Here is a 25739-nt window from a genome sequence, read left to right on the forward strand (position 1 = left end):
ATCTTCAATATTCTACCAGGCATCTGTATTGAAGGGAAGCGAACTAGGAAAATATCTAATTATCCACTAATATCAGTAATTTTTTTAAATAGGCGATCGCAATAAGATACTTTTTTTTCATCACCCCCACCTTCTACATAAATCCGAATTTCTCCCATCGATTTCCTCCAATTTCTCCCATCCGCCATAAATCCCCTAAGCTATAATTTTCTAGCCAATCTTTCAGAAGCTTCAATTAATAATTTAGTAGAAAGAAATTAACTATCCTCAGTCCCATCGGTTGAAACCGTGGCTACACAAACAAAACCCACCGGCGCGGGTTTCAAACCTTTGATTAAACCTTTGATTAAACCCTTGTTAAAAAGAAGTTAAAAGTCCGCGCAGGCGGACTTCGGTTGTGTAGCCACGATTTCAATCGCTGGACGCTGATTGATCATGGTCTGTACTGATCATGGTCTGTACTGATCATGGTCTGTACCCACCATAAGCGCTATTACAACCGCTCAATTAAACGATCGCCTACTCGCAGCGCATTAGCAATAATTGTCAAAGCGGGACTAACCCCAGCATTAGATGGAAAGAAACTACCATCTACCACATAGAGATTATCGAGATCGTGAGCGCGACAGTTGGGATCTAATACCGAAGTTTGAGGATCATCGCCAAAACGACAAGTACCACACTGATTGGCCATCACCTGAATCGGCACTTCACCACGGGGATGTAATACCCCCTGTTGAAAGCCTTCCAGTTGTTTTTCAATAGTTTTTAAAACTTCAGTCCAGCGATAAATTAAGCGATCATGTGCCTCGTTGTTGTTGGCACTATAGTCAATAAATAGTTTTCCCCCTTCAAACCGGACTCGGTTATTCGGATCGGGTAAATCTTCCGTTTGCGCCCACCAACCGATAGAATGGGTTGCCAACTGCTTTAATCCAAAACCGGGCATAAATTTTGCCAGTAGGGAAAACATCGGTGGCGCTTCGGCGAAAATTATATCGGTCAGCAGTCCGCCGGAGTTGTGAATATGTCCCATAGGATAAGGGAAATCGTCATCGCCCCAATAGAAATCATTCACACAGACTGTCTTTTGAAACGCTCCAGAATTGGGTTTGGTACTCAGTTGTACTACTACGGTCATCAGGCTTTTCATTAAATTCCGCCCCACCAGACCCGAACTATTGGCCAAACCGTTGGGATGGCGATCGCTCACCGAACGCAACAACAACGCCGCCGAGTTCACCGCACCGCAAGCCAACACCACAATATCCCCTAGAAACAGATGGGATTGTCCATCGATCTCAGCTTGCACCCCTTTCACCACCCGACCCGATGGATTTATGTGCAGACGAACCACCTTCGCCCCGGTTTTCAGGGTAACATTAGGATGGGTTAAGGCGGGAGCAATGCCACTAACTTCCGAATCGTTGGTAGGATCGTCATCCTGGCGGGTAAGAGCTAAAGGCAAAGGAGCAGGATGAAGACCAAGTTTAGCGATCGCTTCATAGATTTGGGCGACTTGGGGTTCGGTAGCCACTGCTGGGAAGGGATAATCGCCACTACGGGGAGGTTCGGTCGGATCGTCATTTGCCTGACCATGAACCTTATACAGCGTTTCAGCTTCTGTATAGTAGGGTTCAAAATCTGAGTATTTCAAACACCATTCCGGGGAAATTCCCCCCTGATGTTGGACAGTTTCAAAATCCCCTTCCCGAAATCGGAGTAAGGCGGCGCCATAGATTTTGGTATTACCACCAACTGCATAATTCATTTGGGGCGAAAACGGTTCTCCGGCGCTGTCATACCACTGTTCCGGGGCATGATAGCGATCGCGTTTGAAGATATCGACATGACTGCGATTCTGTTCCTCCAGGGGCATAAAATCCCCCCGCTCCAAAATCAATATCTTCTTTCCGGTAGAGGCTAACTTATAGGCGAGAGTTCCTCCCCCCGCGCCCGTACCAATAATAATTAGATCGTAGGATTGGTCATCAATAATCATGTAAATTATCCTCTTGATATTACAGATTTATTCCTAATTTTATCTTAAAATTCCCCAGTAATTTTGCCCCGAAAAACGATATAGTTATAGACATTGTAGGACAGGACAATTGGAATTAAAAACCCGATAAAAGTCAGCATAAAAACCAGGGAACTAGGGGCAGCCGCAGCTTGGTAAATAGTGACACTGGGAGGAATTATTTTGGGAAAAATCACAAATCCCAACCCAATAAATGATAGGGAAAAAACCAAAAATGTCCAAATCAGAGGGGCATTTTCTTCTCGATATTTCAGACTTCTGAGCAACAATCCTATTAGTAAGATACCCAAAATAGGAATCAGTCCAAAAATATAAATCAGAGGAGCGGTAAAGAGTTGTTCTCTGGCTTGTTCAGAAAAAACTGGGGTCGTAATGGTGATAAAAACCGCACCTACTAAGGTTGTCCAAGTCGCAATTGTTGCTGTTTTATAGTAAGTATTTTGCAACTCGCCACTGGTTTTGAGAATCAAATAAGTAGAGCCAATCAGCACATAACCTTGAATTAAGGTAAGAGCAACTATCACCGAGCGCCAGGTAAGCCAATCCCAAATTCCCCCAGCAAAGTGTCCCGCAGCATCTACAGTAATTCCTTCAAAGACGCTACCCAGAGCAAATCCTTGACCTAAAGCAGCTAAAAAACTACCAACCCCAAAGGTGATATTCCAAATTAGTTTGCGCTCGGCGTTTTCTCGAAATTCAAAGGAAACTGCTCGCAAAATTAAGCCAACTACCATAATCACGGCGGGTAAATACAAGGCGTTGAGAATGGTAGCATAAGCCAGAGGAAAAGCGCCGAAAAGCGATCCTCCCATTAGGATTAACCAAGTTTCATTCGCATCCCAAACATTCCCCAAACTTGTCATCAAAATACTACGACGTTCCTCACTAGAAGCGGTGAGAGAAAGAATCCCCACACCGAGATCGAAACCATCGAGTAACACATAAAGAAATAGAAACAATCCCAAGATAAAAAACCAAACTTGGGGAAGGAAATGTTGTAAAGGTTGCAAGGGTTCCATTTTAGACTCCGATTAACTCAACTTAAATTTTAAGTAAAAATGCCTTTTGCATTTGTCATTAGTTATTTTCCAATCACCAACAACAGTTGATTTAGGTATATTGTTGTGTCGAGAGCTATGACACAACAATATACTTTTTATTGCGATCTATTGCTGTGCTTCTGTTGGGCGGCGATCGCGTTCATGTTGTGCTAATTCTGTATTCACGATGGCTTCAGCAATTTGACCAGGAATAGGCAAGGTTAAATTTGGGCCTTTGACCACAATTCGACTGGCAAAATAAAGGGTTGTAAACAAAAACACGAGATACATACTCGTCAAACCGAGTAAGGAAAATAACACTTCCCCCGCAGGTAAATGGGATGCCGAATCAAGGGTTCTTAACTCTCCGTAAACAATCCAAGGTTGTCGTCCTACACAACGAACAATCCAACCTGTTTCTACGGCAATATAACCTAAAGGTGCAGCAAAAATCCAAGCCCGCATCAGCCATTTCTGTTGAGTAATCGTACTTGCCGATAGTTTACCGCGCAGCCATTGCACCACAGTTACAAACATCAAGCCTGCGAAAAATAAGCCAATGGCTACCATGATCCGAAAAGAATAGTAAATTAAACCCACCATGTGCGGACGATCAGCAGATTTCCATTCTTTTAATCCTTTAATAGGATCGGGTAACGTTGGTTTTAGTTCTAGTAAATAACTTAATGCCCCAGGAATTTTTACCTCCCAATTGTTTTGTTCCGCTTGCTCATTGGGGGAAGCGATCACACTCCAAGCAGCAGGTTCTCCCGCCGGAACAGTTTCCCATTGTGCTTCCATTGCTGCCAATTTAGTAGGCTGATAGTGATAGACTTGTTCCGCACTCAAATGTCCGACGAAAATTTGTAAAGGAGCGATAATGATCGTTACAGCGAGGATAACTTTGAGCGATCGCCCAAAAAACTCAGCATGGCGTTGATTCAAGATATACCAAGCACTAATTCCCCCAATCACAAACAGAGATGTCTCCAATGTTGCAAAGAACATATGGAGAAAACTGTTAACCATGAACGGATTAGCGATCGCCGCAAAATAATCCTGAACCACAAACTTACCATTGACAAATTCCCCACCCGCAGGGGTTTGTAGCCAAGAATTCGCCGACAAAATCCAAAAAGTAGAAAGATTAGCTCCAAAGGCCACCAAAATAGTCGCAATCCAATGAATGAATGGCGGCACGCGATTCCAGCCAAACAGCATAATGCCTAAGAAACTCGCCTCTAGCATAAATGCCATTGTGCCTTCAAAACCTAGCACCGTACCCAAAAAATCACCCACAGCCTCTGAAAAAGGAGCCCAGTTCAGCCCAAACTGAAACGCCATCGGCAATCCCGTTGCCACACCAATGCCAAAATTCAAGACATATAACTTCGACCAAAAACGGGCATGATGGTAATAATCAATATTCCGAGTTTTTAGCCACAACCCTTCAATAATCACCAGATAAATCCCCATTCCGGTTGTCAAAACCGGCCAGAGCATATGGAAAATTGCGGTCATCGCAAATTGAATCCGCGATAGAGCGACTGTATCCGAAAGTAAGTTGGTCATAAGAATTATGAATTACGAATTACGAATGGGTAATTAACTGCTAACTGATGACTGATGACTGATTTTTTAGGGCTACTGCCAGAGGTAAATCAAAATGAACAAAATAATCCAGATCACATCAACAAAGTGCCAAAAAATGGAGGTTGCTGCTACCCCAAATTCGCCTTTGTCGTAATTTCCAGGAATAAACGATCGCCCCAACATAATTGTCTGTAATAGCACTCCCGTGAACACATGAAGACCATGAAATCCGGTCAGCAAATAAAAACTGCCACCAAATACACCATCGGTAAAACCAAAGGGGAGACTACGCCATTCCACCGCCTGACCATACAAGAAATAACTGCCCATGATCATTGTCAACAGCCAGAATGCTCGAAAACCCCAGAGATTCTTAACGTGCAGAAAACGTTCAGCAATATAGATCACAAAACTACTAGAAACCAACACCACTGTATTAATAGCTGGATCGCGGATTTCTAGCCCAGTAAAACCGAGAGGTAACCACTCTAAAGCGGTAGTCTTGTAAACAATATACCCCGTAAAAAAGCTCAGGAAAATTACACTTTCCGACAGCAAAAATACGATGAAGCCAAACATACTATTACCCGCTTCATCGTGGGTATGGGCGACTGTTCCATGCCCTTCTAAGGCATGACTTGAGACTACATTGAGAGCATCAATATCAGTGGGATTCATGGGCAACCTCCAGCGCATCAGGGTTAGCAACCAACGGTTCTGATTTCCCGTAACCATAGGGTTCAGAAATTACAATTGGCAATTCTTCAAAGTTTTCTGCTGTTGGAGGTGATGATAGCAACCATTCCAACCCAATAGCTCGCCAGGGATTTTTCGGCGCTTTTTCCCCCTGCACCCAAGATCCAATCATGTTGAGGAGAAACGGCAATGTAGACATCCCCAACAAAAACCCCCCCAGACTGGCAATCACGTTCCAGAAGGCAAATTCGGGGTCGTAGGAGGCAACACGGCGGGGCATTCCCTCTAATCCCATCGGGTGCATGGGAAAAAAGCAGATATTAGTACCCAGGAAAGTTAGGGCAAAATGCAATTTACCCAAACCTTCGGAATACATTCGCCCGGTCATTTTCGGAAACCAGTGATATAGGGCGGCGTACATTCCCATGACCACAGCACCATAAATCACATAGTGGAAATGTCCGACTACAAAATAGGTATTGTTGACATGAATATCAATGGGGACTGCTGCCAACATAATCCCGGTGATCCCGGCAAACACAAACATTACCAAACCACCCAAGGCAAATAACATGGGGGTATTTAGGCGCAATTTGCCACCCCAAACCGTTGCCACCCAAGCAAAAACTTTAATTCCAGTGGGAACTGAAATCAACATCGTAGTTGCCATAAACACCATCCGCATCCAACCAGGAGTACCACTGGCAAACATATGATGCACCCAGACAATACCGCTCAAACCTGTAATTACCAACGAGGAGATAGCAACTACCTTGTAGCCAAATAATGGTTTGCGGGCATAGACGGGGAAAATCTCGGAGAAAACCCCAAAAATTGGCAAAATTATCACATAAACTGCCGGGTGAGAATAGAACCAAAAGAAGTGCTGGAATAAAATCGGATCGCCTCCCTTCGCCGGGTCAAAAAAGCTAGTCCCAACGGTGAGATCGAGTAACAACATCACCGCCCCGGCGGTTAGGGCAGGTAGGCCAAATAGTTGAATAATTTGGGCTGCTAATACCGTCCAGACAAATACGGGCATCCGAAACCAGGTCATTCCTGGGGCGCGCATTTTAAAAATGGTGGTAACAAAATTTACCGCCCCCATGATCGAGGACACACCGGATATCGCCACGGCTAATATCCACAAAACTTGGCCGTTAATCAGGTTCCCGGTAGGATTCTGGAGACTCACCGGAGGATAGGCCCACCAACCGGATTGGGAGGGGCCGCCGGGAACAAAGAAGCTGGCCATGAGGATCACCCCAAATACCGGAACCATCCAAAAGGCCACGGCATTCAAGCGGGGAAAGGCCATATCCCTGGCCCCAATCATCAAGGGGACGAGATAGTTGGATAATCCTACCAAGGAGGGGAATGTCCACAGGAATAACATAATAGTCCCGTGCATGGTGAACATGGCGTTGTAAACGGCACGGTCAAGCAAATCGGCTTCCGGGGTGATCAGTTCACCACGAATAATCATGGCCAGAATACCGCCAATTAAGAAGAAAAAGAAGGATGTTACTAGATATTGAATCCCGATCACTTTATGGTCGGTACTGAAACCGAAAAATCTCCGCCAATTTTCAGGACTTTCGTCCATGGGTTGTTGGATATCCGCGATCGCATCAACAGAAATATTTGTCATGGTTTATAAGTAATCGTTGTTTAGTTAGGCTGTTTTAATTTGATGTAGGATCTTGATATACAAGCCTTATTTTGAATGGATTTGAAAATCAAACCTCTCTAACATGATTTGAATGATGTTTTTGTGATTGAATTTGGCATTATTCGATCCCAGAATTGGAATAATTGACTACGGGAGGAAGGGCTGGCTCAACGATTTTCCAGCGATCGCTATTATTTCTTTTGCTATATTCAGTAAAAGCGCGATTGTAAGCCGTTATAGGCTTTTGGGTTGCCGTATTTGCTAACCATTGTTGATAAGCGTCGGCAGACTCCACCACCACATCGGTTTGCATCGCCGCAAAATAAGTTCCGCTATATTGGGAATCCCGCAACCGATACCGTCCTTCCCGAATGGGCGTGAACTCAAAATCAATCACCCGACCCGGAATAATATCTTGTTTGACGCGAAAGGCAGGTACATAAAAGCCATGTAGCACATCCTCCGATGCTAGTGTCAGGCGCGCCCGTTCGTTGTTAGGTAAATGCAATTCCGTACTGGTAATATTTTGGTCGGGATAGTAAAATTCCCATACCCATTGACGGGCACGGACTTCGATGGGATGTATCGGTGTTGCCAAAGAAGCATCTAAGGGGGCTGCGATCGCCATTGACCCATGAATATGTTCCATCGGCCCCAAAATTGACATTTGGTCATAAATCTGGTAGCTGTAGGCTGCAATCGAGACCACTAGCACAAAGGGAATTGCCGTCCAGACTATTTCCAATGGCACATTCCCTTCGATGTGGGGGCCATCGCTGGTATCGTATTTGCCGGCCTGTTGAAACAACACTGAGTAGGTCAGTGTCCCCACCACTCCCAGAAAAATAAACGTCCCCAGCGTCACCAGAAAGCTGAATAACTGATCAATCAATTGGGCTTCTGCTGAGGCTTGGGGGGGAAACCAAGAATAGGATTGCTGTCCCATCCACAGGCTGATCAGGGCAAGGGCGATCGCAATGACGCCTAAAATTAAAATGGTACGAATTTTCATGTTTTCCCCTAGTTCAACAGCAAATTGGGATTTTCTCCGATCCGCAACAGCCGATCAGCAGTAATATGCACGCCAAACTCGGCTGCCAATTGCGCTCCCAGGGTTCCGTGAACGAACATCAAAGCGAAAATACCCAATCCGGCTGCGAGGTAGAGCCACTGTACTTGCTGTGCTTGATCTTGACGCCATAGAAAGCGCTGAAACCCTCGCCATACAGTCATTGCCACGATTAACAGCAATAATACAACCCCACCGACTCCGTGCCAAAGCATGGTTTCCATCGCTTGTAAGCCCCAGGCGCTTTTGACATCTGCCTCTGGTGATGCTAACATGATTTCGTAGAAACCTGCTGCTACGGTAAAGAAGGTGATGATGGCGGCGGCGAGCATATTATACCAACCGACATCGAAGAAATTTGACCGGGTGGCGGGAATTGCTAAAAATTTGAAGATGGGTTTTTCCAGGGGAAATAGTACACCTACGATATCAAAGGCGATCGCCACAATAAACAATCCCAGGGTCAGATGCACTAGGTTAGGATGAATGGGCAGGGCGTAAGGTAAGCCATTAGCACCCAATTGTCCCTGGAGTTGGTCGATTAAATCATTATTCATTACAACAAGCCCTCCCGCACGGCTTCAACAACTCGAACTGTATGTAGTCCATAAACCCACACCAGCACATCTCCTAAATAAACTTGGAAAAATACTATTCCAGTTAACAGTATATTTACTCCTAAAAACGAGGGGGGCAAGGTTTTGGGATCGCGCGATCGCAATACATAGCGCCAGGCGGTAATTGCTGCAATAATCCCAGATAATGACCATCCTAGTATTGTATGCAGGTTCAAGGTTGATTCTGCTGCTGAGTAGGGTTCGGCTAATCCCGCTTCAATCTGTCCAAAAATAATAGCAATGAAGATGGAAATTGTCGCAAAAAACAAATTCCACCAACTGACTTCATACAGTCTAGGATTGCGGGTGACATAGCCAATTACATCACATAAAACCGCAAACAACACCATAGCAATCACAAAATGCACTACGATTGGGTGCATCGTGTCAGGATAGGGCAAATTATGGTCGTTAAGTGGGGGAAGATACTCGAACATGATATTTTTAATCTTGGAACTAAACCTTAACAAATCCAGAATAAATTACATCAAACCACTCAAAATAAATCAACTTTTCCGGTTGACAGCAGTTCTATAAAATTTACCATGATCAGAGTCATAAGCACCAATTCAGATCACAAAAAATTGCTTTTTCTTTATGTCATATAATTTTAGCATCATCCTCCTTTCTTATTTTTGGTCAATTAATAATACATCATTTTGAGATCACTTGATTGAATTGAGTATATCAGGATTTTTTAAGCTGTATATCCTGTTCAATAAGTTTGACGAGTTGTCTTTTTATCAATGCCGGATTTTGGGCAAAAATCAAGTGCTATAGCTACCCAATATACCTATTAATAAAACTTTGCTTGATTTTATACAAATATAGCCTGGAAGTTCTGAAGCACAACAACGGTTGTTATTTCAGTGAAACCCTTTAATCATAAACTATTGCGTACAGAAATATAAAATTGAGGTACAATCATAGAATATTTATCAATTGTATATCAACAAAACCGATGAATGAATTAGAACCGACGGTAGAAGAACTCAAGGATTTACTGGAACATCATGATCATGAACATTCTAGTCATCCCCATATTCATAGTGAAGAATCTTTGCGAAAAATAGTCAATCGTCTATCACGCTTAGAGGGACATATTCGGGGTGTTAAAACAATGGTACAAGAAAATCGTCCCTGTCCTGATGTATTAGTCCAAATTGCTGCTATTAGAGGGGCTTTAGATCGGGTAGCTAGAATTATTTTAGATGAACATTTGAGTGAATGTGTCGCTAGGGCAGCAAAAGAAGGTAATATTGATGTTGAAATTGAAGCTTTAAAAGCAGCATTAGATCGTTTTTTACCATAATTTAAGCATGAAAAATAAAATAGTTTTTGGTTTAATTTGGCTAGGATTTATTCTGTATGCGTTTATTTTTGCACCACCGGATCAGCCCGAAACTTTGGATTTAATCCAAAATCTATCAACCGGGAACTGGACAGGAATTAATCCTTTAATTATCGCCCTATTTAATATTATGGGGATTTGGCCGTTAATTTATAGCTGTGTTCTATTTATTGATGGACATGGACAAAAAACTCCGGCTTGGCTATTTGCAACTTTATCTTTTGGGGTGGGTGCTTTTGCGATTTTACCTTACCTAGCTTTGCGCCAACCTAACCCTCAATTTTTAGGAAAAAAATCATGGTTTATAAAAATATTAGATTCTCGAATTACGGGACTATTATTAACATTAGGAACAATTATACTGGTGATTTATGGTTTAACCCAAGGCAATTGGGAAGATTTTATTCAACAGTGGCAAACTAGCCGTTTTATTCACGTTATGAGTCTTGATTTTTTATTATTAAGTATTTTGTTTCCAGTTTTATTAACAGATGATCGAGCTAGACGAGGAATGGAAAAATCTGTAATATTGGAGTGGATTAGCTTAATTCCTTTATTTGGGGCACTATTTTATTTAACAACAAGAGTACCTTTAAATCATCAAACTGAGTGATAAGAATTATTTTGCTGATCCCAAAATCATCAAAACATCATCTATAATAAACTTCCAATATTCTCAATTGAGTCTATTCTCCGTTTCCCGTTTTCGACAAAACCATGAACAAGCGTCTAGCATCTTGGAATTCCTATTTTCCTCTAATCTTAACTGGCCTCCTGATGAGTGCTTGTGGAAGTGAACCCCAGGCGGCGGCACCTCCACCTGTCTCAGTAAATTTGGCGGTGGTAGGCAAGAGTAATGTTAGAGATACCAGCGAATTTAATGCTAGGGTCGAAGGAATTGAAAATGCGGTGATTCAACCCCGTGTTAATGGCTTAGTGAAACAGGTTTTTGTCCGTTTGGGCGATCGCATTTCTCAAAATACCCCGTTAATTGAAATTGACGGACGCCAACAACAGGCGAATTACGAAGGTCAATTAGCCAGCGTTGAGTCCAGAATGGCACAACTCAACAGTGCTAGGGCCAATCTGGACGCTCAACGATCGGAATTGCAGCGAATCCAAGCCCAACTGACTTATCAATCCCAAGAAGCTGATTTACAAGATGCTCAACAAACCCTAGCCGCCGAAAAAAATGAAAAACAGCGATTAGAGTATGAATTAGAATATACCTCCGTCGCGGATGAGCTCAAAACCGCCCAAGAGAATGTGCAGGTAGGGCTCAAAGAACGGGAGCGCCGACGGGCAATTATGGACGAGCGGAAAAAAGCTTATGATCGTTATCAACAACTGTATGAACAGGGGGTTGTTTCCTCAGAAATCTACGATCAAAAATTAAGAGACTATCAAGCATCTCAAGCGGATTTTGCGGCTCAAGAACGGGAGATTATGTCCCTACAAGCGCGGGTGAGAACCGCCCAACAAAACCTAGAACGTCAAATTTCCACCTTAAACACCCAAATAGAAACCCAACAAAGACGGGTGGATGCTTCTCAAGCGAAAGTTGAAAGTGCCACCCAGAATTATAACCGTCAAGTCTCAACTCTGAGCGCTCAAATCGCCAGTCAAGAAAAAGTGATTCAGGCTCAAGAATCTGAGGTACAAAGACTCCAGCGCGATATTGACCAAGCCCGGTCAACCGCAACGGCCGGACAAATCCAATTGGGATATTATCAAATCAATGCCCCGATTGATGGGATAGTCGGGGAGGTAATGGTCAAAGCTGGAGATTTTGTCGATAGTCAAACTACAATTACCACCATTCGACAAAATGATTTATTAGAAGTTCAAATTAATATTCCCATTGAACGCCTTTCCCAAATTAGATCAGGAACTTTAGTCGAGCTTAGATATCAAGAAACCGGAGCATTAATCGGAACCTCCCAGGTGTCCTATATTTCCCCCAGTGCGGGGACAGGAACCCAAACTATTTTAGTTAAAGCGATTTATGATAACCGTAATAATAGACTCCGAACCGATCAAATTGTCCGTGCTAAGGTAATCTGGGAACAACAATCGGGAATCACAGTTCCCGTAACTTCGATTAGTCGAGTTGGCGATCAAAGTTTTGTCTTTGTCGCCCAAGAACAAACTCAGGACGGGAACACTCGATTAATCGCTAAACAAAGACCCGTGCAGTTAGGCAGTATTCAAGATCAGAGCTTTGAAGTTCGCTCGGGTTTAAAAACTGGAGAAAAAGTGGTTATAGATGGCGTGGTCAAGTTACGAGATGGCACACCCATTACGGATAAAAAACAGCAACCCACCACCGACGCCCCCTCACCCGGAAAACAATAAATTACCTGGTTAATCGCCAACTCCCACTAACTGCCAACCCCTGAGAAGATTGCTATGCTTCTGTTTGTTCAAACTTTTATTAAACGACCTGTCCTAACGACAGTCTGTAGTATCCTGATTATTTTGATCGGGGCTATCTCCATTCCCCTGCTGCCGATTACGCAACTTCCCAACCTAGCAAATACCCAAATTAGTGTTGTTGGGGTCAATATTGGTGCGGATGCAGAAACAACGGAAACTACCGTTACCACCATCATCGAGAGGGAAATTAACGGGGTGGAGGGGATGAAATATCTTTCCTCCAGTACGGGAAATAACGGCATCAGTAATATTTCCGTGTTTTTTCCCAATGATGTTGATCGGAATATTGCCCAAGTTAACGTTCAAAACCGAGTTGCTCAGGCCGAGTCTAATTTACCCGATATTGTGAGGCAAATTGGGCTTTCCGTGCAGGCGTCATCCCCTAGTATTCTATTGGTGATCGGTTTTTATTCTGATACAGACGAAAGCGGAAAACCGATATATGACACCACATTTATTAGTAATTATATTGATCTTTTTATTGTTGACCAATTGAGCCGGGTTCCTGGGGTGGGTCAGGTGACAATCTTTGGAGAGCGCAAATATGCCATGCGGCTATGGCTTGATCCATCTCGAATGGCCGCCAGGGGATTAACGGCCCAGGATTTGGCCTCAGCATTAAGAACACAAAACGTCCAGGTAGGGGCCGGAAAAATCGGTCAACAACCCACACCCGCCGATCAACTCTTTGAAATTCCCCTACAGGCTGCTAGTCGCCTCCGCACCGTCGAGGAATTTGAACAAATGGTACTCAAAACCACCGACAGTGGAGAGTTAATCACCATTAAGGACGTGGGCCGAGCCGAGTTAGGGGCAGAAAATTATGATTTGGAATCGACCTATAATGGCGAACCCGCCGTGGGTTTGGGGATTTATCAACTTCCGGGTAGTAATGCCCTAGAAACCGCCGCCCAACTTAAAGCCACAATGGCGGAACTGAGTAAAAATTTCCCACCGGGCGTTAACAGCCAGATTGCCTATGACACCACCCTGTTTATTAATGTGTCCCTTCAGGAAGTGGCAATCACCCTAATTATGGCCATTGCCTTAGTGGTGCTGGTGATTTTTGTATTTTTGCAAGATTGGCGAGCTACCTTAATTCCAGCAATTGCGATTCCGGTGGCCTTAATCGGAGCCATGGCTGGGTTAAAAGCCTTGGGATTTGAACTGAATACTTTAACCCTATTTGCTTGTACCTTAGCCGCAGGTTTAGTCGTGGACGATGCCATCGTGGTTGTCGAAGCGGTGATGATCAAAATTGAACAAGGGATGAAACCTCTGCAAGCCGCCCTAGATGCCATGTCAGAACTGACCGGGGCGATCATTGCGACCTCGATTGTTTTGCTGGCGGTGTTTGTTCCGGTATTGTTTTTCCCCGGAACAACGGGGGTAATTTATAAACAATTTGCGGTGACAATTATTTTTGCGGTAATCTTTTCTACCTTTAATGCCCTTTCCTTTTCTCCGAGTATGGCGGGGCTATTGTTACGTCGCCAAAAGAAAACCGGGGGGCCTTTGGGGTGGTTTTTTGAGCAATTTAACCGAGGTTTTGGTTGGGTACAGGAAAAATACGCTGGAGTTGTTGGTTTTCTCACCCGGATTAATTCCTTGGTGATGATTATATTTGTCGCCGGGTTAGCAACAACGGTATTTGTTTATCAACAAGTACCATCGGGGTTTGTCCCAGAAGAAGATCAGGGCTATTTGATCGTGATCTTTCGGACTCCTGATGGCGTGTCCCTCAACTATACCGCTAGGGCTGCTGAACAAATTGTGGATCGGACTTTGGCAATTCCTGAAATTGAAAGTGTGTTTGCGATTCCTGGGTTTGGTTTTGAGGGACAGAATCCCAGTCAGGGGATTGCTTTTGTGTTACTCAAACCTTGGGATCAGCGACCGGATGCCTCTCAATCGGTGTTTGGGGTTCTAAGACGATTAAATGGGTCGTTACAATCTATTCCTGAAGTTCAAGCCTTTGCGGTGAATGCTCCCCCGGTGCAGGGTTTGAGTACCACCGGAGGCTTTGAATTTCAGTTACTAGATACAACGGGAAATTTACCGATTCAATCCTTAGTGGAAAATGGCAATCGTTTAATTGAAGCCGCTAATTCTAATCCGACTTTTGCCGGGGTATTTAGTCAGTTTTCTGCTAGTAAGGCTCAGAAAAGGGTTGAGGTGTTGCGCGATCGCGCTAATGCTTTGAATGTGGATGTGAACCAAATTTTTAGTACCTTACAAACCTATTTGGGGTCATCCTATATTAATGACTTTGTTTTAGGTCAACGTCAATATCGGGTTGTGGCTCAAGCGGAAAAACAATTCCGCGCCCGACCGGAGGATATTACTCAATTATATGTGCGTTCCCGGGATGGAGAGATGATTTCCCTGAGTAATTTGGTCAAACTCACGGATTTTGTTGGGCCAGAAACTATCAACCATTTTAATATCTTCCGTTCTATGTTGATTCAAGGAAACCCCGCCCCTGGAGCCAGTACGGGTCAAGCGATCGCCGCGATGGAAAAATTAGCCTCTGAGGTCTTAGACCCCGGTTTTAGTTATGCTTGGCAGGGTAGTGCCTTAGAAGAAAAGTCTTCCGGCGGGGCGGCAATTTTAATTTTCGGATTAGCATTTATTATGGCTTTTCTGGTGCTATCGGCCCAGTACGAAAGTTATATTGATCCGATGATTATTATGTTATCGGTGCCTCTGGCGGTCTTGGGAGCGATGGCCGCGGTTTGGTTCCGGTCGAATGTTCTCTTGCAAGGGACGGTCTGGCCCCTAATTACCAATGATGTTTATGTCCAGGTGGCCTTGGTGATGTTGATTGGTTTGGCTTCTAAAAACTCGATTCTGATTGTGGAGTTTGCTAACCAACTCAGGGACAAGGGTTTAAGTATTACCCAAGCCGCAATTCAAGCGGGGGAACAACGGTTCCGACCGATTCAAATGACTGCTATTTCTAGTTTGATCGGGTTCTGGCCGTTAGTTATTGCTTCTGGTGCGGGTTCTAGTAGTCGTTGGTCATTGGGTACGGCTATTTTTGGGGGTTTATTAGCAGGAACCCTATTAAGTTTGTTAATTACCCCGAACCTATATATTACGGTTAAAACCCTAGAAGAACGTTTTCTGAAAGGGAAAAAATCCGATTCATCGAATAATAATAAATCGGATAAAAATCAACCCCCCTCTCCACAGGAAGATCCGCATTCTCAGGATAAAAATTCTGAGACTTTAGCCACCTCGGATAATGGTTCTATTCAACCAGATAGCAGTTTAAGTAAACCCTAAATTGTTATAGATTAATCAGGGAAAATGTCAAACAATGGGCTATCTAAGTTGTAGTTGCAGTCAAGTTATGATCAACTCAAGTTAACCAGGTTAGGAGGAATAGTATCCACAATGGCTAAAGATATTTTCCATCAACAGGTTAGAAATGCTTTAATCAAAGATGGATGGAATATTACTCATGATCCTTTAACGATTCGCATTAGCGAATCCATAAAATTACAAATTGATTTGGCGGCAGAAAGTGCGATTGGTGCAGAAAAAGATTCCGAAAAAATTGCTGTAGAAATTAAAAGCTTTATTGGGGACTCTGATATTAGCTCCTTTCATACTGCCTTGGGGCAATATCTTAACTATTGTCAAGCCCTTGAAGAAAAAGAACCGGAGCGCATTGTTTATTTAGCAATTCCTTCTGAAACTTATGAGGATTTTTTTCAACTTTCTTTCATTCAACGCGCTTTGAGACGTTACCAAGTCAAGCTAATAATTTATGATCCAAAATTAGAGGAGATTAAGCAATGGATAAAGTAGAAGGTTATCGACAATTTATTAAACAAATTTTGACCGAACACGCCGAGATCGCAACGACTGAGGATACGGTGAAGGCAGAGTTAATCTTTGATAGTGAACATGACCATTATCAACTCGCTTATGTGGGTTGGCAAGGAGATAAGCGGGTATTTGGCCCGGTGATACACTTTGATATTCAAGAGGGCAAAATTTGGATTCAGTATAATGGGACTGAAGACTCTGTTGCCCAGAGATTGGTGGATATGGGCGTACCAACTTCAGATATTATTCTGGGTTTTCATTCCCCTTTCAAACGCCAATTTACGGGTTATGCAATGGGCTAGTTTAGTTGTATAAATGATAAAAAAACTGGGCCGAAGTTAACAGGTATTATGATGGCTATGGTTAGTCGTAAACTTTCAATCATCAATCCTCTATAAAATATGTCAAACGCATCGCAACAACCCAAACAGTCTAAACCTCAATCTCAACCTTTGAGTTTAGATGCTTTATTAGAACGAGTTGAACGCTTAGAACAGAAGTTAGATAAAGCGTTATTATTATTAACGGATGTATACCGATACCAAAAATTACGGGATTTTTTAGAAGCTGGAAATTGGAAAGAAGCAGATCAAGAAACCACAAGAATTATGTTAGAAATCATGAATAAAAATAGCCTAGACGATATTATTCCTGATGAGATTATGATTTTTCCCTGTAGTGCATTAAGTCTACTTGATCAACTATGGATGAGTTACAGTAAAGATCGTTTTGGCTTTAGTGTTCAACAACAAATTTATACCCGGTTGGGAGGAAATGATGATATTTCTGATATTGATATGAAAGTTTTACAGGCGATGGAGGCTGAATTTGGATGGAGCGTGAATAATGAGTTATTAGATTATGAAGATCTTGATTTTAGTTCAGAAGCTCCTGTGGGGTGTCATCCGTCTGGATGGTGGCGATCGCCATACGGGGGAAAAATGACGGTTTATTTTATTGCTCGTTTAATTAGTTGTGGCGTTGATTGATCTGGATAACTTATTTTTCACTATATCAGTTGAATATATCAGTGTTTTATATTGATCCTAAAATCCCCTATTTATCAAGGATTAATCCTCTAAAAAGCTACAGCTTGAATCAACTTTTTTTAACTTTTGTAAACAAGATTAAAAATATAGTTGAAAAACTGAAAAATTGAGCTACTTTTAGAATATAAGGCTATGATTGCAGCAAATTATATTTAGGGTTATCCAAGGCAGGTCATTATGAATATGCGACTGGTAGTTTTTTCTGGAATGGTGATGATGATAGTCGGTATAATTGCCGGACTAGGTGCTTCTAAATATAGCGAGAAACAATATCAATGCTGTAATATTGGCCCCACATTGGACTTGGGTTATAGTCAGTCGAGGGCGCCTCGGATTTATGCCCTAGCAGGGGCGGCAATGGGTTTTATTTTTGGTTCTACCCTAGAGTTAGTCAGACAATCTACACCTCAAGAAGCGAAAAAGCGATAATAGGGAATGGGGATCACGGATTTAAGAGGATTGCACGGATTTCACGGATTTTAATCTGTGTTAATCTGCGTAATCCGTTTAATCCGTGATGCGGATTTCACGGATTTCACAGATTTTAATCTGTGTTAATCTGCGTAATCCGTTTAATCCGTGATGCGGATTTAAGAGGATTTCACGGATTTTAATCTGTGTTAATCTGCGTAATCATCTTCAATCCGTACTTTTCGGTTTTGTTAATAGCTTAATCGGCAATTGTGTGAATCTTCAAGAAATTTGTGCCTTTTGCTTTCTTGGTTGGAACACCTCCAATAATTAATATTTTATCCCCAATTTGAGCTAATGGCCCTTCTAATAATTTAGTTTGGGCGAGATCAATTAACCCTTCAAAGGAATCCACTTGATGTTCTAATAAAATCGGTTTAACACCCCAAACCAAGTTTAAACGGTGATAAACCTTTAGATTGGGAGTTAGGGCGATAACGGGAACTTTAGGTCGTTCTCCTGCTGCTAAAATAGCCGTATATCCTGTGCTGGTATAAGCAACAATACAATGCAAATTCAAGACTTTATCAATCGTATTTAAAGCTTCACTTAAAGCATGAGTTTCATCGGACATCACCGGAGGATAATTTTTAAACTCGATTTCCGGTTCGACATCACTGGCAATTCTGGATAACATTTGTACTGCTTTCACCGGGAATTTACCAACAGCAGATTCTCCAGATAACATGACCGCATCCGTACCATCAATAATTGCATTCGCAACATCACTTGCTTCTGCACGGGTGGGACGTGCACTGTGAATCATACTATCTAACATTTGGGTAGCAGTAATCACTGGAATCCCTTTTTGATTACACATCCGAATGATTTGTTTTTGCAATAATGGCACTTTCTCAGGACTCATTTCTACCCCTAAATCCCCCCGTGCTACCATTAAACCATCACATTCATTAATAATAGATTCTAAATTGGCGATCGCTTGAGGTTTTTCAATTTTTGCCATGACCGGAATATCCGATGCGCCCTTTTCAATTAATAATGCTTTTAAGGCTTGAACATCCTCCGCACGGCGAACAAAACTCAAAGAAACCCAGTCTACACCCTGGGAAATTCCAAAATCTAAATCCTGTTGATCTTTTTCCGTTAAGGAGGGAAGACGCAAAATTAGACTCGGTAAATTAACCCCTTTTCGACTTTTTAGGATTCCCCCTTCAATCACCCGACATTTGACGGCATTTCCCTGAATTTCTTCTATTTTTAATTCTAATAATCCATCATCCAGTAAAACTTGCGCTCCGGGTTCGGCTTCTTCTGCTAAATAGGGATAATCAATGGGGACAGTATTTGCTTGATTTTCAAAATTATCTAAGGGAACTAATGTTAATAATTCTCCTTCAACTAATTCTATTTCTACCGATGGTAGCTGACCAATTCTAATTTTTGGGCCTTGTAAATCTTGTAATAAAGTAATCGGGGCATTGCATTCTTTGGAAACTTGCCGCAACAATCCTACCATTTCCGCATGATCTTCATAACTACCATGGGAAAAATTTAATCGGGCGACATTCATTCCCGCATTCACCATTTGACGAATGATCTCTGGGGATTTACTAGCAGGGCCAATAGTCGCAACAATTTTTGTTCTGTGGTGTAAAGGTTTGATCATTTTCTCTCCTCAATTAACAGTTGTAAACAGGGGACTATATTCAGCAATATCTGCGATTAATCTGATTGATCAAATAACAATCTAGGATTAATTATAGCAAATTTAGCAATTTAATTCAACAATTATATTGATTATTTTTTTGAATTGACCAATCCATGTTTAATTTAATGACATTTAACATTTTCTTAACCTTTTATTGATTGAATTAGGCGATCAAAATAGCGATTTAATAAGGGAAATAACAAACTATGGAAATAATTTAAAAATTTCATTTCTAATCCCGGAGCGATCGCAAATTTATTTTTATTAATTCCTCGAATAATTTCTTGAGCAATATCTTCTGGTTCCCAAGGTTTAACAGTTCCCGTAATTGCTTTTGTTTCTAAAGGTTTTGTTCTATTTTCACTAATTAATTGCGGGGTATTTGTATCAGGAGGATAAACAATAGAAACTTGTATTCCCAAGGGTTTTAATTCCCCGCGCAAGGATTCTGCTAACCCTCTTAAAGCAAATTTAGTTGGACTATAGGTTGTATAACCATAAATCCCAATTAATCCCGCTGCCGATGAAATTATAATAATTTTACCATGTTTTTGCTCGATCATTTTAGGTAAAATCTCTCGAATACAATACAGAGATCCCCAATAATTAACAGCCATTGTTTGTTCAAATATTTCAATAGGAAGTTCTTGAAAATAACCAGGATATGCCATACCCGCCGAGAGAATTAAAATATCCACACTCCCTAAAAGATTAATTGCTGTTTCTATTATATTTTCCGCTTCTTCCCGTACAGAAACATCAGCCGAAAGGGTAAAAACCTTCTGGTTTTGAGATAATTTTACTGCTTCAATTTCTATTTTAGCTTGGTCGAGAGTTTTTTGATTTCGAGCAATAATTGTTAAATTTGCACCTAAACTTGCTAATAATTGAGCCGTTGCTTTACCAATTCCACTCGAACCTCCGGTAATAATAATATTTTTTTGATTAAAATTCATATAATTAAAAGAAGGTATAGTCTAGTTACTCTAGTTACTCTAGTTCCCTGGTTCTACCAGGGAATTTATAAAGGGAGGCTCTGCCTCCTCTAAACTCCTATATTAAATCATATTTTGGGGTTAATATTAGGAAAGAGGCAGAGCCTCTTTTTTTTGTTTCTAGGTAGAACCTAGAAACGAGGTTAAAGCAGGTTAGGGACGGAATAAATGGGAATGTTCCGGGTTATATAATTTAGATCTTAAAGTTGAAGTATGGGGAGTTTTTGCTAACGCAGGACTAATAACATATAATGTAGTTCTAATTAAGTTTTCTTCCTGGGTCACTTGTGCCATTTTTTCTAAGGGAACTACCCGGATTTTCTCATCAGGCCATCCTAAACGATAACAAATAGCAATCGGCATTTCTGGGGGATAATATTTGATTAACTTTTGCTGAGTTTCTTCCACATAACGCGCACTCAAATATAAACATAAACTGGCTTTATGAGCCGCTAAACTTTCTAATTCCTCATCCGCAGGAACACCAGTTGCTCTCCCACTCACCCTGGTTAAAATAATCGTTTGGACTAATTCTGGGATAGTTAATTCTATTTTTAATTTGGCTGCTGCATCTTGAAAAGCACTAATTCCAGGGACAATTTCAAACTCAATTTCTGCTTCTATTAACTGTTGTATTTGTTCATAAATAGCCCCATATAAACTCGGATCACCCGAATGTAATCTAACAACAGAATACCCTTTATCAACTCGTTCAATCATAAAAGGAACAATTTCTTCTAAAGTTTTATCAGAGGTTTTAACTAATTCTGCATCCGCTTTAACCCCTTTTAAAATCTGTTGAGGAACCAAAGAATCGGCAAATACAATCACATCCGCCGAGGCTAATAATCTTTGAGCTTTCACAGTTAATAACTCTGGATCACCTGGGCCAGCCCCAACAATATAAACCGCAGCTTTGAGTAATCCGATATCGGGTTCCATAAGGTTCTAAATTTCTTGAAATTGATGCTAGATTTTTACTTTTTCCGGATCTGAATTGATTTACCGAGAAGACAAGAATGGTAGATGCACCCTGGTTAAAGCCCTAGACTCAATTGTCAGGGCTTTTTTATTCGGATTCCGAGGGATGGGATTTCTGTACAATATCGGGTAAGGTTCGCTTCAATCCATATAACCAAATTAAACCGAATAACCCTAACATCATTCCCGTTAAACTGACCAGTTGAGCAATTTTTAAAGATCCCAACATTAAACTATCCGTGCGTAATCCTTCAATCCAAATTCTACCACTACTATAGGTCAATAAATAGACCAAGAATATTGTCCCTGGTTTTAAAAGATATTTGCCTTTTAAACCTTTTAAAAATAAGGTAATTAATAGGGCAAATATAGTTAAATTCCACAGGGATTCATACAAAAAAGTCGGGTGAAAATATTCGTAGGATTCAAAGCCATCAGGGCGACGCTCCGGCGGAATATAGAGTTTCCAAGGTAAGTCCGTTGGACTTCCGAAGGCTTCAGAATTAAAAAAGTTACCCCATCTGCCGATAGCTTGACCTAAAATCAAGGAAGGGGCAATTATATCGGTTAATTGCCAAAAGGGAATTTGTTTGATTTTAGCGAATAGTAAAGTCGCTATTAATCCGCCTATAATTGCTCCATGAATGGCAATTCCTCCCTTCCAAATTGCAATAATATTACCGGGATTCTGGGCATAACTTTCCCATTGAAATACCACATAATATAGTCTAGCAAAAGGAATCGCCCCAATCACTAACCAAATCGCTAAATCTCCTATGAGTTCGGGATCAATTTGGCGACGACTGGCAAGATACCCAGATAAGGATACTCCAATCAAGACCGCCGAGGCAATTAACAAGCCATACCACCGAATTGATAACGGCCCAATTTCAAAGATGATGGGGCCGGGAGAGGTAAATTGAAATGCTAGAAATAAGGAATTTGTATCCATAATAGCTGATTTTGAGCCAAGCCATTTTATCATCTCCTGGGGATCAAAGGTCAGGTTTAATTTTTTTTTCCTAGAATAAAGTTGATCAAAATATTATATCAAAGGAATTTTAAGATATTTTAATCGAGAAAATGGGTACAATAGGATTTATTATGCTTTTCGTCAATTTTTAACCCTTTAGATGAGATCGAATCAATCATTTTTATGATTTCCGGGTATGGATTTCCCCTGAAACGGTTAATGTTAATTTGTTTTAATTTTTAATTTCTCCTATGTCTTCCTCCAATTTACCCCCCAATTCATCGGATTTAGCATCGGGATTAGCTGCATTAAAACAGAAGGATTATCAACAGGCGATCGCTTTTTTAGAACCTATTGCTCAATCTCAGGATTCGGGTCAATTCAAGGCGCAAATGGGGTTAGTGATTGCCTATGAACGCACAGGAAATACTAAATTAGCGATTAATTTATGTCAGAGTTTAACTCAATCTCAGCAGGAAAATATTAAAAATTGGGCTACGGATTATTTAAGAAAATTATTAAAACGCAATCCCCCTAAACCCCAAAATATTAACCCTAATATTGAACCTCAATCTTCAGAATTACCCCCTATTTCAGAAACGGGTTTTATCCCCTTAAATCCTAATCTACAACCCACAAAAGCTAAATCAACTCTAGCTAAAACTCCCAAACTTTCTTCCCCAGCACCTCCGAAAAATTCTCCGAATCCTTCTTTATCTCAACCCACGCCTTTAAATCTCAAAAAAACCGAAAAAATCCCCCCAAATTCTAAAGCAAAAATTCCCGTTTCTCCGATTAATTCAGAACCGGAAATTATTTCACCTCCTCCCCCTCCCCCAGTTCAAGAATGGCAATGGCGACAAGCGGGACGAGCTACGAATTGGCAACAGCTTAAACCCTTACAATCGAGTCCTTTTAAACTAGAACAATTATTAATGGCTGTCGGTTTAACTTGGTTTATTCCGATTATTTTTGCTTTTATTAATAATAGTTTAAATCAAATTTGGATTTGGCAACCCATTTTAAATCCTTGGCAACAATTATCCCGTCAACCTTGGCAAATTATTTTGATTATTTTATTTATTTTTGCTGTAGGTTGGATTTGGCAAACTTCCCGATTGTTTGCTGAACTTTTCCTAACTGTTTTAGCAATTATTTGGTTAACTCCTCGTTTATTAGAGGAATTAATGAAACTCACGAATGCTGGTTTATCTTGGCTACCTATTGTACAACCGATTCCTTTATTTTATTATAACCCAACTCAAACAGTTTATATCACAATATTCGGTTTATTTCTATTCTCTCCTTGGTTATGGGATGGACTACTTAAACTGAGTTATGGATTAAAACCTTTACCTTTAACTATATTATTTAATCAGAGTCAAGAAACCAATAAACTATTAAGAAATTATTGTCAAAAGAAAAAATTTAAAGTCCCTGAAATTAAACTATTACCTATTGATGATCCGGTAATTTTTTCCTATGGAAGTTTACGACGATTTGCCCGAATAGTGGTAAGTCAAGGATTATTAGACCAATTAACAGAAGATGAAATTGCTGTGATTTTTGCCAGGGAAATTGCCACCATTGGGGAATGGGATTTCGCGGTGATGTCTTTTGCTACCCTGGTCAGTCAAATTCCCTATTTAATTTATTGGTATTTAGCAGAATTAACCGAAAATTTACCCAATCTTAATATTCCGATTCCAGCCAGTATCCGAGGTATTTTACATCAAATTTTGAATGCGATCGCTATTTTTATCTGTCCTTTATGTTATGGATTATATAAACTTTTAAGATTTCCCTCCTTGTATTTATCCCGTCGTCGAGTTTATTATAGCGATCGCATTGCTTGTAACCTGACTGGAAATCCTAATGCTTTAAGTCGTGCGTTATTAAAAATAACGATAAAATTATCCCAAACTATTCAAACCCAAGGACAAACTAACTTTATCTTAGAATCTTTCGATAGATTGATTCCGATTAATCATCAACAAGCTTTAACCTTTGGTAGTTTAACAGCTTACAGATCAATCAATTCTTTATTAACCTGGGATTTAACTAATTGTTACACCCCCGAATTAACCTTAAATCAATCCCATCCCCTAATCGGAGAACGCTTAAAAATCCTCGGTCTTTATGCGAATTATTGGAAATTAGAACCCGAATTTGATCTATCGAATATTACCCCAGCTAAACCCCCCAAATTACTCACCAACAATTCTCCTTTATTACTACAAGGAGCACCGTTTTTTGGTATTCCCGCCGGAATGATCATTGGGGGAATCATTTGGTTAATGGGGGGAGTTTGTTCTCTTTTAGGACTATGGCAATTAGAATGGTTATGGGGAGACTATTGGATTATGGCAGCTTCAATTACCATTGGTTGTGGTTTAGGTATTTTGATTCGGATTAATCCCTTTTTCCCCGAAATCAAACCCCCTAATATTTTAAATCAACCTAACTTATCAGATTTGATGAGCAACCCTCAGACTATTCCCGTTGATAGTCAACCGATTTGTTTAACGGGTCAACTCCTCGGTCGAAGGGGTTTAAGAAATACCTTTGCTCAAGATTTAATCCTACAAACCCCAAGCGGAATTATCAAACTCCATTATCTCCCCGAAAAAACCCCCCTGACCAATTTTTTGCCTAGAATTCGTCATCCCCATGAATTAATCACTCAAAATATTAAGGTAACGGGATGGTGGCGACGGGGGGCGATACCTTGGGTGGATGTGGAAACCTTAGAAACCTCCGATTCTAGGACAGTGCTACGAGGCGGACATCCCCTGTGGTCAACGATTTTAGCCGTTATTCTAACCCTATCGGGGGTTTATCTAGCATCTCAAGGAGGCTGGTAAAAAGAAGTTGATCCAGAAAGATTGCTTTTTTTGACCGATTAGTGATACATTCTTTAACCAAAGAGTCAAAACAACCTTATTCCTTTTTGGATAGAGTTATTCTGATTACTCGGTTGATGAAAGTTCAGAAAGTTTGCCAAATCAAATACAAAAATCTTGGCAGAACCCTAGAACTATGTTCCATGATGTGCTATCCTAGGGATTGTCTTATGATGATCCGGTACTGGAAAACCCAATAGCAAAGGTTCTAGGTTCCACTCAATAGCCTGACTGATACGAGGCGAAGCAGCAACTTAAAGAAGTGATCCAATTTTTGTTGAATGCTGTAATCAACTATTGGCAATGCAAAGTCAGGAAGTTAACATTCGGTGAGTTAACTTTATAT

The 25739-nt window shown here is 41.1% G+C and carries 21 protein-coding genes; 9 read left to right on the top strand and 12 right to left on the bottom strand.

The genetic code is table 11. From position 1 onward, the window contains the following. Positions 1-493: 493 nt before the first annotated feature. The 8 genes from NMG86_RS17070 to NMG86_RS17105 all read right to left on the bottom strand — a co-directional run bounded on the left by NMG86_RS17070 (position 494) and on the right by NMG86_RS17105 (position 9165). Positions 494-2002, bottom strand: a complete 1509-nt coding sequence (locus tag NMG86_RS17070; protein ID WP_026798156.1) for a GMC oxidoreductase — start codon at positions 2000-2002, stop codon at positions 494-496. Positions 2003-2046: 44 nt separating this feature from the next. After that, positions 2047-3060 (bottom strand): cytochrome d ubiquinol oxidase subunit II, encoded by a 1014-nt coding sequence (cydB, locus tag NMG86_RS17075; protein ID WP_026798157.1) that lies wholly within the window; start codon positions 3058-3060, stop codon positions 2047-2049. 147 nt (positions 3061-3207) lie between these two features. Beyond that, the gene (locus NMG86_RS17080; protein ID WP_026798158.1) at positions 3208-4653 is read right to left on the bottom strand and encodes a cytochrome ubiquinol oxidase subunit I; all 1446 of its coding nucleotides are present in this window, start codon (positions 4651-4653) and stop codon (positions 3208-3210) included. Positions 4654-4725: 72 nt separating this feature from the next. Further along, positions 4726-5352: a cytochrome c oxidase subunit 3 gene (locus NMG86_RS17085; protein WP_043938535.1), complete on the bottom strand. Its 627-nt coding sequence runs from the start codon at positions 5350-5352 to the stop codon at positions 4726-4728. Then, complete coding sequence (ctaD, locus tag NMG86_RS17090; protein WP_026785957.1) at positions 5339-7021, bottom strand: cytochrome c oxidase subunit I; 1683 nt, start codon at positions 7019-7021, stop codon at positions 5339-5341. Before ctaD ends, NMG86_RS17085 begins: the two co-directional genes overlap by 14 nt. Positions 7022-7160: 139 nt before the next feature. Further along, positions 7161-8054: a cytochrome c oxidase subunit II gene (locus NMG86_RS17095; RefSeq protein WP_026785956.1), complete on the bottom strand. Its 894-nt coding sequence runs from the start codon at positions 8052-8054 to the stop codon at positions 7161-7163. 8 nt (positions 8055-8062) lie between these two features. Next, a complete protein-coding gene (locus tag NMG86_RS17100) occupies positions 8063-8668 on the bottom strand; it encodes a DUF2231 domain-containing protein (RefSeq protein WP_026798160.1) in 606 nt (201 codons plus the stop codon). Further along, positions 8668-9165: a DUF2231 domain-containing protein gene (locus tag NMG86_RS17105; RefSeq protein WP_026785954.1), complete on the bottom strand. Its 498-nt coding sequence runs from the start codon at positions 9163-9165 to the stop codon at positions 8668-8670. Before NMG86_RS17105 ends, NMG86_RS17100 begins: the two co-directional genes overlap by 1 nt. 524 nt (positions 9166-9689) lie before the next feature. On the opposite strand from NMG86_RS17105, the gene NMG86_RS17110 reads away from it, so the two are divergent. From NMG86_RS17110 to NMG86_RS17145, 8 genes are all read left to right on the top strand, one after another. Next, positions 9690-10040: a metal-sensing transcriptional repressor gene (locus NMG86_RS17110; protein ID WP_043938534.1), complete on the top strand. Its 351-nt coding sequence runs from the start codon at positions 9690-9692 to the stop codon at positions 10038-10040. A 7-nt stretch (positions 10041-10047) separates the two neighbouring features. After that, positions 10048-10692 (top strand): hypothetical protein, encoded by a 645-nt coding sequence (locus NMG86_RS17115; protein ID WP_026798161.1) that lies wholly within the window; start codon positions 10048-10050, stop codon positions 10690-10692. 104 nt (positions 10693-10796) lie between these two features. Further along, entirely contained in the window at positions 10797-12434 is a 1638-nt protein-coding gene (locus NMG86_RS17120; RefSeq protein ID WP_026798162.1) for an efflux RND transporter periplasmic adaptor subunit, read from the top strand. Positions 12435-12488: 54 nt separating this feature from the next. After that, on the top strand, positions 12489-15803 hold the full coding sequence (locus NMG86_RS17125) for an efflux RND transporter permease subunit (RefSeq protein ID WP_026798163.1): 3315 nt from the start codon (positions 12489-12491) through the stop codon (positions 15801-15803). A 111-nt stretch (positions 15804-15914) separates the two neighbouring features. Continuing rightward, the gene (locus NMG86_RS17130) at positions 15915-16331 is read left to right on the top strand and encodes a XisH family protein (RefSeq protein WP_026785949.1); all 417 of its coding nucleotides are present in this window, start codon (positions 15915-15917) and stop codon (positions 16329-16331) included. Then, the gene (locus NMG86_RS17135; protein ID WP_026798164.1) at positions 16319-16654 is read left to right on the top strand and encodes a XisI protein; all 336 of its coding nucleotides are present in this window, start codon (positions 16319-16321) and stop codon (positions 16652-16654) included. Before NMG86_RS17130 ends, NMG86_RS17135 begins: the two co-directional genes overlap by 13 nt. A gap of 99 nt (positions 16655-16753) precedes the next feature. Further along, positions 16754-17341, top strand: a complete 588-nt coding sequence (locus NMG86_RS17140) for a GUN4 domain-containing protein (protein ID WP_026798165.1) — start codon at positions 16754-16756, stop codon at positions 17339-17341. A gap of 237 nt (positions 17342-17578) precedes the next feature. Beyond that, positions 17579-17830 (top strand): hypothetical protein, encoded by a 252-nt coding sequence (locus NMG86_RS17145; protein WP_026785946.1) that lies wholly within the window; start codon positions 17579-17581, stop codon positions 17828-17830. A gap of 241 nt (positions 17831-18071) precedes the next feature. Here the strand turns inward: NMG86_RS17145 and pyk are convergent, their stop codons facing one another. The 4 genes from pyk to lgt form a co-directional block, all read right to left on the bottom strand. Then, complete coding sequence (gene pyk / locus NMG86_RS17150; protein WP_337587938.1) at positions 18072-19499, bottom strand: pyruvate kinase; 1428 nt, start codon at positions 19497-19499, stop codon at positions 18072-18074. A gap of 185 nt (positions 19500-19684) precedes the next feature. Continuing rightward, a complete protein-coding gene (locus NMG86_RS17155) occupies positions 19685-20497 on the bottom strand; it encodes an SDR family oxidoreductase (RefSeq protein ID WP_026785944.1) in 813 nt (270 codons plus the stop codon). Positions 20498-20689: 192 nt separating this feature from the next. Beyond that, positions 20690-21478 (bottom strand): precorrin-4 C(11)-methyltransferase, encoded by a 789-nt coding sequence (gene cobM / locus NMG86_RS17160; protein WP_026785943.1) that lies wholly within the window; start codon positions 21476-21478, stop codon positions 20690-20692. A gap of 127 nt (positions 21479-21605) precedes the next feature. Beyond that, a complete protein-coding gene (gene lgt, locus NMG86_RS17165) occupies positions 21606-22469 on the bottom strand; it encodes a prolipoprotein diacylglyceryl transferase (RefSeq protein WP_026785942.1) in 864 nt (287 codons plus the stop codon). A gap of 272 nt (positions 22470-22741) precedes the next feature. On the opposite strand from lgt, the gene NMG86_RS17170 reads away from it, so the two are divergent. Continuing rightward, positions 22742-25354 carry a zinc metalloprotease HtpX gene (locus NMG86_RS17170; protein ID WP_043939682.1) on the top strand — a complete coding sequence of 871 codons (2613 nt, stop codon included), beginning with the start codon at positions 22742-22744 and terminating at the stop codon, positions 25352-25354. Positions 25355-25739: the final 385 nt, after the last annotated feature.

The organism is Planktothrix rubescens CCAP 1459/22 (assembly GCA_904830895.1).
GTDB lineage: Bacteria > Cyanobacteriota > Cyanobacteriia > Cyanobacteriales > Microcoleaceae > Planktothrix > Planktothrix agardhii.

Excerpts from the sequence above, each read along its gene's own strand:
- NMG86_RS17070 (WP_026798156.1), bottom strand. The coding sequence starts at position 2,002 with ATGATTATTGATGACCAATCCTACGATCTAATTATTATTGGTACGGGC.
- cydB (WP_026798157.1), bottom strand. The coding sequence starts at position 3,060 with ATGGAACCCTTGCAACCTTTACAACATTTCCTTCCCCAAGTTTGGTTT.
- NMG86_RS17080 (WP_026798158.1), bottom strand. The coding sequence starts at position 4,653 with ATGACCAACTTACTTTCGGATACAGTCGCTCTATCGCGGATTCAATTT.
- NMG86_RS17085 (WP_043938535.1), bottom strand. The coding sequence starts at position 5,352 with ATGAATCCCACTGATATTGATGCTCTCAATGTAGTCTCAAGTCATGCC.
- ctaD (WP_026785957.1), bottom strand. The coding sequence starts at position 7,021 with ATGACAAATATTTCTGTTGATGCGATCGCGGATATCCAACAACCCATG.
- NMG86_RS17095 (WP_026785956.1), bottom strand. The coding sequence starts at position 8,054 with ATGAAAATTCGTACCATTTTAATTTTAGGCGTCATTGCGATCGCCCTT.
- NMG86_RS17100 (WP_026798160.1), bottom strand. The coding sequence starts at position 8,668 with ATGAATAATGATTTAATCGACCAACTCCAGGGACAATTGGGTGCTAAT.
- NMG86_RS17105 (WP_026785954.1), bottom strand. The coding sequence starts at position 9,165 with ATGTTCGAGTATCTTCCCCCACTTAACGACCATAATTTGCCCTATCCT.
- NMG86_RS17110 (WP_043938534.1), top strand. The coding sequence starts at position 9,690 with ATGAATGAATTAGAACCGACGGTAGAAGAACTCAAGGATTTACTGGAA.
- NMG86_RS17115 (WP_026798161.1), top strand. The coding sequence starts at position 10,048 with ATGAAAAATAAAATAGTTTTTGGTTTAATTTGGCTAGGATTTATTCTG.
- NMG86_RS17120 (WP_026798162.1), top strand. The coding sequence starts at position 10,797 with ATGAACAAGCGTCTAGCATCTTGGAATTCCTATTTTCCTCTAATCTTA.
- NMG86_RS17125 (WP_026798163.1), top strand. The coding sequence starts at position 12,489 with ATGCTTCTGTTTGTTCAAACTTTTATTAAACGACCTGTCCTAACGACA.
- NMG86_RS17130 (WP_026785949.1), top strand. The coding sequence starts at position 15,915 with ATGGCTAAAGATATTTTCCATCAACAGGTTAGAAATGCTTTAATCAAA.
- NMG86_RS17135 (WP_026798164.1), top strand. The coding sequence starts at position 16,319 with ATGGATAAAGTAGAAGGTTATCGACAATTTATTAAACAAATTTTGACC.
- NMG86_RS17140 (WP_026798165.1), top strand. The coding sequence starts at position 16,754 with ATGTCAAACGCATCGCAACAACCCAAACAGTCTAAACCTCAATCTCAA.
- NMG86_RS17145 (WP_026785946.1), top strand. The coding sequence starts at position 17,579 with ATGAATATGCGACTGGTAGTTTTTTCTGGAATGGTGATGATGATAGTC.
- pyk (WP_337587938.1), bottom strand. The coding sequence starts at position 19,499 with ATGATCAAACCTTTACACCACAGAACAAAAATTGTTGCGACTATTGGC.
- NMG86_RS17155 (WP_026785944.1), bottom strand. The coding sequence starts at position 20,497 with ATGAATTTTAATCAAAAAAATATTATTATTACCGGAGGTTCGAGTGGA.
- cobM (WP_026785943.1), bottom strand. The coding sequence starts at position 21,478 with ATGGAACCCGATATCGGATTACTCAAAGCTGCGGTTTATATTGTTGGG.
- lgt (WP_026785942.1), bottom strand. The coding sequence starts at position 22,469 with ATGGATACAAATTCCTTATTTCTAGCATTTCAATTTACCTCTCCCGGC.
- NMG86_RS17170 (WP_043939682.1), top strand. The coding sequence starts at position 22,742 with ATGTCTTCCTCCAATTTACCCCCCAATTCATCGGATTTAGCATCGGGA.